Source organism: Brevundimonas sp. P7753, from assembly GCF_013386595.1.
In the GTDB taxonomy this organism is placed as follows: domain Bacteria; phylum Pseudomonadota; class Alphaproteobacteria; order Caulobacterales; family Caulobacteraceae; genus Brevundimonas; species Brevundimonas bullata.
This window is the reverse complement of the sequence record NZ_JACARP010000123.1, coordinates 1-10,010: the sequence shown is the minus strand read 5'-3', so window position 1 is coordinate 10,010 and position 10,010 is coordinate 1. Positions and strand designations below refer to the sequence as shown.

General features: G+C 65.8%; 10 protein-coding genes. All 10 read left to right on the top strand.

Translation table 11 applies throughout. The features are described 5' to 3' along the window. Positions 1-301: DUF3168 domain-containing protein (locus HX774_RS17855; RefSeq protein WP_178828800.1), on the top strand; the 301-nt coding region annotated here is incomplete at its 5' end. Positions 302-366: 65 nt separating this feature from the next. Beyond that, entirely contained in the window at positions 367-810 is a 444-nt protein-coding gene (locus HX774_RS17850; protein WP_178828799.1) for a phage tail tube protein, read from the top strand. Beyond that, complete coding sequence (locus tag HX774_RS17845; RefSeq protein ID WP_178828798.1) at positions 810-1,262, top strand: gene transfer agent family protein; 453 nt, start codon at positions 810-812, stop codon at positions 1,260-1,262. The genes HX774_RS17850 and HX774_RS17845 overlap by 1 nt, the downstream gene beginning before the upstream one ends. Before the next feature lie 137 nt (positions 1,263-1,399). Further along, entirely contained in the window at positions 1,400-1,684 is a 285-nt protein-coding gene (locus tag HX774_RS17840; protein WP_178828797.1) for a hypothetical protein, read from the top strand. A gap of 68 nt (positions 1,685-1,752) precedes the next feature. Then, positions 1,753-4,437: a tape measure protein gene (locus HX774_RS17835; protein WP_178828796.1), complete on the top strand. Its 2,685-nt coding sequence runs from the start codon at positions 1,753-1,755 to the stop codon at positions 4,435-4,437. Continuing rightward, entirely contained in the window at positions 4,437-5,024 is a 588-nt protein-coding gene (locus tag HX774_RS17830; RefSeq protein ID WP_178828795.1) for a hypothetical protein, read from the top strand. Before HX774_RS17835 ends, HX774_RS17830 begins: the two co-directional genes overlap by 1 nt. Continuing rightward, positions 5,024-5,668, top strand: a complete 645-nt coding sequence (locus tag HX774_RS17825) for a hypothetical protein (protein WP_178828794.1) — start codon at positions 5,024-5,026, stop codon at positions 5,666-5,668. The genes HX774_RS17830 and HX774_RS17825 overlap by 1 nt, the downstream gene beginning before the upstream one ends. Before the next feature lie 9 nt (positions 5,669-5,677). After that, positions 5,678-6,097, top strand: a complete 420-nt coding sequence (locus tag HX774_RS17820) for a hypothetical protein (RefSeq protein ID WP_178828793.1) — start codon at positions 5,678-5,680, stop codon at positions 6,095-6,097. 1 nt (position 6,098) lies between these two features. Then, positions 6,099-9,740 carry a hypothetical protein gene (locus HX774_RS17815; protein WP_178828792.1) on the top strand — a complete coding sequence of 1,214 codons (3,642 nt, stop codon included), beginning with the start codon at positions 6,099-6,101 and terminating at the stop codon, positions 9,738-9,740. Continuing rightward, positions 9,737-10,010 (top strand): hypothetical protein (locus tag HX774_RS17810; protein WP_178828791.1); only part of this gene is annotated, 274 nt, incomplete at its 3' end. The genes HX774_RS17815 and HX774_RS17810, both read left to right, overlap by 4 nt.

Genomic DNA, 10,010 nt, shown 5'->3' with positions numbered 1-10,010 from the left:
GCCCTCCCCGGTCGCCCCCTACATCACGGTCGGCGACGCGCAGATCGTGGACGACAGCAACGCCTGCCACTCCCTGGCGGAATACTCCGTGCAGATCGACTGCTGGTCCGAAGCGGTCGGATACCCGGAAGTGAAGCGCATCGGCGCAGCTGCCGTGCGGGTGCTGAACGCCAAGTTGCCGCTGACCGGCGGCGCCATCGTCATCCATCGGATCGCGCGCCTGAGCTATGGCCGCGAGCGGGACAACCTCACAAGCCGGGCGATCATCGCCCCGCGCTACGACATTCAGGCCGAGGCCTGATCTGAGCCCGCCCTGAGCGGTCAACCTGCCCCTGCCGGGGCTTCTCTTAAAATGGAGGCTCCGCTATGGCGGCACCAGAAGACTACGTTGAAGTCGTCGACGGCGAGAAAATCCTCGTTCAAATCGGCAATGGCGCAGATCCCGAAGTTTTCGCGCACGACTGCCTGATCAATACGGGCCGGTCGATCAACCTGACGGCCAGCGTCAGCGAGCAAAGCATCCCGAACTGCCTTGACCCCTCGCTGCCCGACAAGATCGTGCGCCGCGTGGACAGCACCGACAGCAACATCTCCGGTGACGGCAAGCTGCATAGCTCCTCGACGCTGGCGTGGATGCAGCGCGTCGGGACCACGGTAAACATCCGTGCCCGGCAGGCTGGCGTCTGGCGGATCGCGGGGGCCTATATCGTGTCCGAGTTCAGCATCACCGGCACGAACCGTGAATACGCCACTGCCAGCGTTTCGCTCGTCCAGGCTGACGCTCCCGTCATCGGCGCGGACGTTCCCTGATGAGCCGATCCGCCCGCTACACCGGTCCCTTCGGGGATGGTCAGCACGACTTCCAGCTTCGCATTGCGGAGCTGGAGGAACTGCAGGAGCTGACCGACGCTGGTCCAGAAGAAGTCTTTCACAGGATCAGCGAAGGCCGGTGGCGGGTGGCGGACATCCGCGAGACGATCCGCCTGGGCCTCAAGGGAGCCGGTATGGTCGCCCTGACGGCGCGGGCTATGGTCGATCGCTACGCTGGCCCAGGCCAGCTCGCGGACAACAAAGAGCTCGCAACGTGCATTCTCGCCGCCGCCCTGGTCGGCGCGCCTGATGAGGACGTACCCTCGGGGGAGATGCAGGGGGAGAGCGACCCCTCCCCCGACGAAAGCTCCGGTTCGCAAACTTCTACGAAATCGGCGGTGCCCTCGGCTACTCGCCGAAGGAAATCGGCGAAAGCAGCATCTGGCAGCTGATGCAGGCTCACCGCGGCTGGAAGAAGTCGCAGGGCGTCGATGACAAAGCCGGCGCTCCGTCAGACGCCGAGTTTGAAGCGGCGGTTGCGGCGGGCGTGTGATCGCCGGTAGCGTCCCCTCATCAAAGGGAGGGAAGCGTGACCGAAGTAACCGAAGTCTATGTAACTGAAGGCCCATCGGCGCCTATCGCTATGGGCTGGATCATGATCATTGGCGGGGCCGTGCTGGCCGCCGTGTCGTTCTTCTACAATGTCGGCGTGAGCACCGGCGCAGGCGGCATGTATGGGCTGCCTGAGCAGGTCGCTAACACCGACAAGATGGCGGTGCGCAGCATGCTTCTCGCATGTGGGCTCGCGGCTTTCGTGTCGGGCTGGGTGTCTCTTCTAGGAGGGATGATCCTGGAGCAGATCAAGCGCCGTTAGGGCGCTCAACCAAGTCGACAATGTCAGGGCGGTCCTCCGGGATCGCCCTTTTTCATGGGCGGTGACTGATGGCCGAAGAGATCGAGCGGCTTCTCGTCAGGGTCGAGGCCAATGCTGCGCAGTTCGAAGCGCAGATGAAGAAGGTCAACAAGTCCCTCTACGGGTCGCAGTACGCCACCCAGCAGGCCCTTCGGAAAATCAAGAGCGACACAGCCGCAGCCGCGCCTACCCTCTTCCGGCCTATCGGCGCCGCCTTCACGCGAGAAATGGCGGGCCTCAGCGGCGCGCTGGCTGGTGTGTTCACGACAGCCCAGGCCATCAAGTTCGCCGATACCTGGAAGCAAGGCACCAACGCCCTGGCGGCGGCGGGCGTGGCTTCTGAGGACCTCGCCGCCCGCCAGCAGGAGCTGCTGCAGGTCGCGAACGAAAGCCGGTCCAGCATGAGCGACACCGTCTCGCTCTACACCCGACTGACGATCGCCACGCAGGAGCTTGGCCTCTCGACGGAATCCACGCTCCGGCTGACCGAACTGCTGAACAAGAGCTTCCAGTCGTCGGGCAAGACCACGGCCGAAGCGGCTTCTGCCGCGCTCCAACTCAGCCAGGCGCTGGCATCTGGCACGCTTCAGGGCGACGAGCTCCGCTCGCTGCGTGAAAGCGCGCCCGAGCTCGCGATCATCATCGCCAAATCCATGGGCGTAAGCATCGGCGCCCTGAAGGACCTTGGCGCCGAGGGGAAGATCACAGGCCAGATCGTGACGCAGGCCATTCTGGGCGCCGGCGACAGCATCGAAGCCAAGTTCCAGGCCACGCAGGTCACGGTGGCTCAGTCCCTAACGATCCTGAACAACGAGATCGGGAAGTTCGTAGGCCAAACAGACGCGGGCCTCTCGGCGACCGACCGTCTGGCGCAGGGCATCCAGCTTCTTTCGCAGAACCTTGACGTCGTGGTCACGGCGGCGGGCGTGATGGTGTCGATCATCGGGACGCGCTTTGTCGTGGCTCAACTGGCCGCCGCGACGGCTACTGCCGGACACGCCGCTGCGCAGTTGGCTCTGATCGCCGCCATTTCCGGAACGTCGCGGGCCGCTCTCGCTGGATCGGTTGCGCTGCGCGGCCTTGGCGCCGCGAGCCTGTTCTTCATCGCCAACCCGATAGGGCTGGCAATCACGGCGGTCGCGGTCGCTATCGGTCTGCTGGCGATGAAGAGCCGCGAGGCCTCGCCCGCCATGAAGGAGTTGAACGCCCAGACGGCGCGCACGTCGACGTCGCTGGACGCCTACGAAAGCGCTGCCCAGGCGGCCGCAAACGCCAGCGGCGCCGCAAAAGTTAAGGCGCTTGAGCATGCGGCCGCCATGAGGGTCGAGGCCGCCGATGCGGTAGTCGCTACACGCGCCTTGCTCGAAAAGGCCCGAGCCGCGCGGGCTTCATCCGCGCAAGTGGAACAGGCCGCAGCCAAGGCCGTCATGGACCGCAGCGTGGCGGGTTCCAACATCGGCACGCTACAGCAGGGTCAGTACGCCACGGCCAAGGCCCGCTATGAGCGAGCCGCCGCCGAGGAGTTTCAGGCGGGCTATGACTATGCCGCTGCCTCCAATCGGCTGGAGGGCATCAATAGGAACGTGCGGGCCGGCTCCTACGTCAATGCGGCCTCAACGGCGGCCGATGATGGAAAGCCCAAGAAGGCCAGCGGCCCGACGCCTGAAGAGCTCGCGCGCCAGCGTGAAATGCTTGCGCTTCAGATGGAGATCGCGCGGCTTGAAGCCCAAGGGACCGAGGCGGCTTCTGCGCAAGCGCGGGCGAAGCAGCGCGAGCTGGACGTTCTGAACCTAACGAAACAACTGACCGACGCGGGCGTCACGAACGCCAAGGCAGCCGCCGAAGCGCAGGTGTCGGCTATCGCGACGGCGGAGGACGCGCAGCGCGGCTTCGCCATCCTGTGGGAGCGCAACCAGAAGGCCCTGGAGGCTTCGGAAGAAGGTAATCGCCGGGCGAACGACCTCCTGCTCGACCGCCTGGGCTTTGAGGCCGAACTGGCCCGCCTGCGCGGCGATCCTGTCGCGATCCGCACCAAGGAGCGCGAACTGTGGATCGAGGAGCGGATCAACGCGCTTCTCGCCATGCGCCCCGACCTGAACCGTCAAAGCGCGCGAACGATTGCCGAGACAGAGCGCGGCTCTCTCGACGTTGCTAATCGCCAAGGCGAAAACAACGACCGCGCCCGCTCCATGGCCCGCGACTTCACCGACGTGCTGGCCTCCGACAACTGGGCCGAGGCGGCGGGGCGCAAGTTCCGCGAGGCCGCGTTCGACAACCTGGAAGACCTGCTGACCAATCTGTTCTCCGGCATCACCGGGGGCAGCGGCGCGGGCGGAAACAGCATCGGCGCCATCATCGGGTCGGCGCTCAAGAACATGATCCCCGGCTTCGCCACGGGAACGTCCAGCGCGCCAGGCGGCCTGTCATATGTCCACAAGGGCGAGGTGCTGACGAACCTGAAGAAGGGTACGTCCGTCATTCCGGCGCACGCTGTTCGCGCCATGGGCGCCTTGGCGGGCCGGTCGCAGGTGCAGTCGATGGGCCGCGCGCAGATCAGCCCTGTCGTGCGGATCGACCTGACCGGCGCCAATGGCGATCAAACGATCCGCCAACTGGCGGCTGAAGCGGCGCGGACAGCCTACGCTCAGGCCGTGGCGACCAGCAGTCAGGTCGTCCCAGCCCAGCAAGCGCAACGCCAGAGGTATTCACGCTGATGGCGATCTTGCTTCAGGAGCTGCCCGCCAAGACCAACTACAGCATGCGGGCGATCTCGGCCGCGAATACGCTGTCGCCCGCATTCGGCGGCGCCGATCAACGGCTCAGTCGGAAAGGGTCGCGGTTCGCCATCGACGTCTCGATCCCGGCGCTGTCGGCGGCGGGATGCGGCATGGGGCTGATCGCCGACCTGCTGCGCGGCGAGACCGAGACGCTGGTCCTGGAGATCCCCGAGCACCTTCCCGCAGTCGCCTACGGGGCGCCAGCAGCCAATGGCGTCTCGACGGGATCGGTTCTGGCGGTGAAGGGCCTGACGCCCGGCGCGGTGATCCGCAAGGGCAAGTTCCTGTCGATCATCCTGTCGGGTCAGCGCTTCGTCCACATCGTGACGGCTGAGATGACCGTGCCCGCCGGCGGCCTCGTCAGCCTGCCGATCTGGCCGATGCTGCGGCGTCCCACCATCGATGGCGCCGTGATCGAGCTGGCCGCGCCGAAGATCGAGGGCTTCATCGAACCGGGGCAGGACTGGTCGATCAACAGCCTGAAGGCGGTTGGGATGTCGTTCACGCTCAAGGAACGCGAGTGATGGATAGCTCCCTCGTCGCCGCCTATCAGCAGCCCGCCCCGATCAAATGCACCCTGGTGCGCTTCGACATGCCGGGCGGTGCGATCTGCCTGACGGACGGCGGCTTCGCTGTTCATGACGCAGGCGAAGGCGATGGGCCTGAGACCTACTTCGGTCGGCACCCGGTCTATGGCGTCCTGTCCTCTGTCGGATCGATTAAGGACGGCGATGCGGCGCAGACGACGCGCGTGGACATCGTCATCCTGCCGGCGTCGGACACGGCCACGGCGGCGCTTGGCTCGCCGTCCACCCAGGGCGTCCGTGTCCAGTGGTGGGAGGGCGTCATCGACCCGGTCACCGGTGGACTGATAGGCGCGCCAGAACTGAAGTTCGACGGCGAGATCGACAAGCCTCGGCTTCAGGTCGGCGACAGCTGGTCCCTGACACTGGAATGCGGAACCCAGGCCGAGCGCCAGTTAGAGCCCAACGCCGATTGGCGCCTGAACAACGCCTTTCATCAGACCATCTGGGGGCCTGGCGAGTTGGGCCTGATCTTCGTCGACGGCGTGGCCCGCAAGAACGAGTGGCGGTCGCGCCCCGAGAACCCGAGCCTGTTCAAGAAGATGGCTCGCATCTTCGCGCCCTGGACCGACGTCCTCTTCTAGGGAAATCCCATGATCTCGATGCTCAAACGGGCTGCGGCGACGCAGGCCTGCATGGACCGCTTTGCCGGTCGCTCCTACGCGCCTGGCGCTCGGGACTGCGGCAAGCTGGCGGCCCATGCCCTGCACAAGGTCGGGCGGAAAGCGAAGCTGCTCACGGCGGCTCGCCACACGACCGAGGCAGGAGCGATCCGCTACATCCGCAAGGCCGGGTTCAAGGATCTGGTCGAGCTGATGGATGCGGTCGGCCTGGAGCGTATTCCGCCGGCCGCCGCTCTGCCGGGCGACATCATCGCCATGGCCATGCCGGAGGGCGATCCGTTCGGCTGCTCGCTGACCGTCGCCCTCGATAACGGCCGCATCCTCGGGTTCAAGGACGGCGTCTGCCAGGTCCTGATCCCGCTCGCCTTCGTCACGGCCTGGAGGGTCTGACATGCCGATGCTCGGCCTTTCTGCGGCGGCCTTCACGACAGCCGCAACCGCAGCGACCGTCACGACGGCAACCACGGCCGCCGCCACGGCTGCTGCATCGGCCGCTTTCACAGCCACCCTCACGTCCATTGCGATCAAGGTGGGGATCAACGTCGCCATCTCGGCGGCCATGTCTCTGCTGCAGCCGAACGTCGGGGCGGCGGGCCGAACCTTCGAATGGACGCTGGACCCTGACGGACCCATCCCGTTCGCCGCCGGTCGGGTGGGTGTTGCGGGCTCGGCCGTCTACCGCCGGACCTTCGGCCCCGACCTGATGTACTACGGCATCCCGTCGGTGCTGTCGGGCGCCGGTCCTATCGACGGCTTCGAAGGCTTTATGGCCGACGATGAGGTCGTCACGTTTGACGCGACCGGCAAGGCCATCACCAGCCAGTACAAGGGCGAGCTCTGGTATAAGAACTCGCTTGGCAGGCAGCCCGATACGGCGCTGGTTTCGCCCTCTGGCCTGAAGAACGGCGCGAGCCTGATCGGCTGGACAGCGGCCAACCGGCTTTCCGGCAAGGCCTGCTACCTCATCGTCATGGGCGAGAACTCGAAAGGGACCGCCTACCCGACCGGCGAGATCAAGCCGCTTGTGACCCTGCGGGGGCTCAAGGGATGGGACCCGCGCCAAGACAGCACCTATCCCGGCGGAAGCGGCCCTTGCAGGCTGCACGATCCCTCGACCTGGGTCTACATCACCAACCCCATCATCTGGGCTCTGAAGTGGTCGCTCGGCCTGTGGGAAGGTCCGACCGGCAAGGGCGCACCGCAGGTCGACTATCAGGTCGGTGGCATCGGCGCGAAGCTGTCGGGCATCGACGTGCCAGCCTTCGTTTCGGCGGCCAACGTGGCGGACGCCAACGGCTGGACCGTCGCCGCCTATCCGACGACGGATGACGACAAGGCCCAGGTGCTGGACGCCTTCCTGCAGGCGGGCGGCGCCATCTATGCTCAGCGCGCGGGCAAGATCAGCTGTATTCAGCGCGCCGCGCCGCGCGCCAGCATCGTCACCATCTCGGCCGCCGACACAGCGGGGCCGCTGGAGATCGACACGGCCGCCAGCCGCATCGACCGCATCAACACCATCCGCCCCCGCTTCTGGTCCGAGGCGCACCGCTGGCAGATGACCGCCCTGCCGGAAGTCACGGCGGCCGCCTATCAGGCCGAGGACGGCGGCAAGCGGACGCGCGGGCTGGATCTGCACTACGTGTCCAACGCCAAGCAGGCGGCCCAGCTGGCGGCCCTTCAGATCGCCAATACGCGCGAGGGCATCGCGGGCGTGATCCCGCTAAAGCCGCACCTGCAGCGCATCCGGCCGGGTGACGCCTTCACTATCACCGAGCCGGGCTTCGTGCTGAACGGGCTGAAGTGCCTGTGCTTGAACACCGACTACGATCCGGCGACGGGCGTGGTGCGGGTCTCTTTCGTCAGTGAGACGGACGCCAAGTACCCCTTCGCCATGGGGCAGAACCCGACGCCCCCCGCGCCCCAAGTCCTGACGCCTGTCGATCCGGGCTTCGTCAGCCCTCCTGAGGCTGGCGACTGGACCATCATCGTCCGCCCGCCATCGCCCGGCGGCGGCCAGCTTCCTGGGTTCGACCTTGGCGGGATCGTCAGTAACGAGACGGCGACAGCCATCATCGTCGAACATGGTCCGAATGCCGAAGGGCCATGGACGCAGGCTTATCAAGGCCCGCCGACCGTCACCAAAATCCCGATCGATGGGCTCCAGCCCGGCGCGACCTACTACGTCGCCATCCAGTACCAGAGGAACCAGAACTACAGCGCGCGGCAGGTCTATGGCCCCTACACCGCGCCCGCCCTGATCGGCGACGTCATGCCGAATGCCCCTGGTCTGTCGCAGATCAAGGCGGACATCGAGGCGGCATTCGGGGACATCTTCGACGTCTCGGGTTTGGTGGCAGACGCTCGCGCGGATATTGATGCTCAGGGCGTGGAGATCGCAGCGGCGCGGGGCGGCCAGCCGAGCCTGAACAGCCGCATCCTGGAACTGAACCAGGCCCAGATCGACGGCGACGCGGCCAATGCGCAGGCTATCTCTCTGGTGCAGGCGCGGACGGAGAACACCGAAGCCGACATCATCGATCTGGAGAACGCGCTGGCGAGCGAGACGCTGGCGCGGGCCGAGGCAATCAACCAGGTCAACGCTCGGTCGGGGCTACGTGCGAACCTGATCGACAACCCGAGCGGTGCGGGTGGCTTCCGGGGTTGGATCAAGGAAGGCAGCCCGGCGTCCTACGTGGATGACGACCGGTTGGCCGGTCGGATCTTCGTCGTCTACGGCTACATGGTCTCGCAGGTCTATCCGGCGGTGCCGGGCGATCAGCACAGCCTGGGCTTCGTGTCTTCCCCCCTTGGCGACGGCGGACACCTGAAAATCCAGTACATGACGCCGACCGGTCCGGTTGACGCCCTGGTCGTGCCGAGCGGACCTGGCGGGTATGATGTACGTCGCCGTTCTTCGGCACCGTCAACGGCCCCAGCTGGTACAACCGGCTTCCGCGTGGTCGTCGTCCCCCCTACAGGCGGCGTGCTGCCGGTCTGGGCGATCAAGGTCAACTTTGGCGCGGTGGCGGCCGACTTCTCGGACGACTATTCCGCAACGGTGCTGGAGGCGTCGGTGACGCAGCAGTCCCTCGCCATCATCGATCTGGAATCCGGCGCGGCGCTGGCGAAGTTCGAACTGATCGCAACAGCCACAGGGGGAAAACCGGCGCGGTTCCGGTTGATCTCTTCGGCGCTGGGGTCCGCCATCGCACTCGATGCACCATTCATCTATTGGGGCGAAAACACGGTCTTCGACGACGCGACGGACACGCTCCAGACGACGATAGATGGTCGCATCCGGGTGATGGCCCTTGGTGCGCCTTTCGGCGTTGGTGGAACACTTCTAGAATGGTGGGGGCCTACCGGCATTGCCCTTTCCGCCATGACCACGGCCAATGGGGACAACGGGCGGATGACCTCGGCGCCCTATGTCTTCGACAACGTCGTGGGCGTATCGACGGTAGTTGCGGCCAGCATCAGCTACCAAGGCGACATCGGCTATCCCCAAGGCCTATCGACGCTGGACACGCCGGTAATGAACGTTCTGGCCACGGGCAAGATCTCTGTCGAGCTCACTGGCTTTGCGCTTTCGTTGGCGAACGGGTCGTCGATCACAGCCAATGGATCGATTGAAGTTTTCATCGTCAAGGGTGGGACTGAAACCAAGATCGGCTCCACCGTGAACCTGTCCGCCGGATCAACCGCGGACGTGGCGATCAATCTGTCGGCCTTGAACGTAGCCACGGGCACGACCGCATCGCTCCGTGAGGAGATAGAGCGGATGCAGGACACGCTGAACGAGTTCCGCCAGCGCGTGGCCGAAGCCGAGGCGGAGGTGCGCGCCGCAGTGGCGCGGGAAGCGGACCAGGCGCGGCTGGTGGCCGACCTACGAGCTCAGTTGGAAATCTCCCACGCCGACGTCGTCCGGCTGCGCACCGAGCGCGACGCAGCTCTGGCGTCCGTCACCCAGAAAGAAGGCGAGGTCCGGCAGCTCAAGGCCGTGATCGACGCCCATGCGAGGGCCACGACATGACCGACACTCCCATCCAGCCGCCTGCTTCTCCGTCTGAGCGCGTCAAAGCCTTCATCGGTGATCTGGCCCGGCCGTTCGCCATCTACGCCACGTCCGCCGCCGCAGCGATCGGCATCGTCCGCGTCGCCTGGGTGGTCGAGAATGGAAACGACGGCGCCATCTACCTCGGCGCGGTTGCTGTCCTTGTCGGCGGCATTTACGGCTTTAAGTCGTGGGAGCAGATCAAGACCGGCAAGCAGGGCGCTGAGGTTGAGATCGCTAAAGCGAAGT

What these genes read in the sequence shown, in the direction of transcription:
- HX774_RS17835 (WP_178828796.1), top strand. Translation starts at nt 1,753, where the DNA reads ATGGCCGAAGAGATCGAGCGGCTTCTCGTCAGGGTCGAGGCCAATGCT.
- HX774_RS17825 (WP_178828794.1), top strand. Translation starts at nt 5,024, where the DNA reads ATGGATAGCTCCCTCGTCGCCGCCTATCAGCAGCCCGCCCCGATCAAA.
- HX774_RS17845 (WP_178828798.1), top strand. Translation starts at nt 810, where the DNA reads ATGAGCCGATCCGCCCGCTACACCGGTCCCTTCGGGGATGGTCAGCAC.
- HX774_RS17830 (WP_178828795.1), top strand. Translation starts at nt 4,437, where the DNA reads ATGGCGATCTTGCTTCAGGAGCTGCCCGCCAAGACCAACTACAGCATG.
- HX774_RS17850 (WP_178828799.1), top strand. Translation starts at nt 367, where the DNA reads ATGGCGGCACCAGAAGACTACGTTGAAGTCGTCGACGGCGAGAAAATC.
- HX774_RS17815 (WP_178828792.1), top strand. Translation starts at nt 6,099, where the DNA reads ATGCCGATGCTCGGCCTTTCTGCGGCGGCCTTCACGACAGCCGCAACC.
- HX774_RS17820 (WP_178828793.1), top strand. Translation starts at nt 5,678, where the DNA reads ATGATCTCGATGCTCAAACGGGCTGCGGCGACGCAGGCCTGCATGGAC.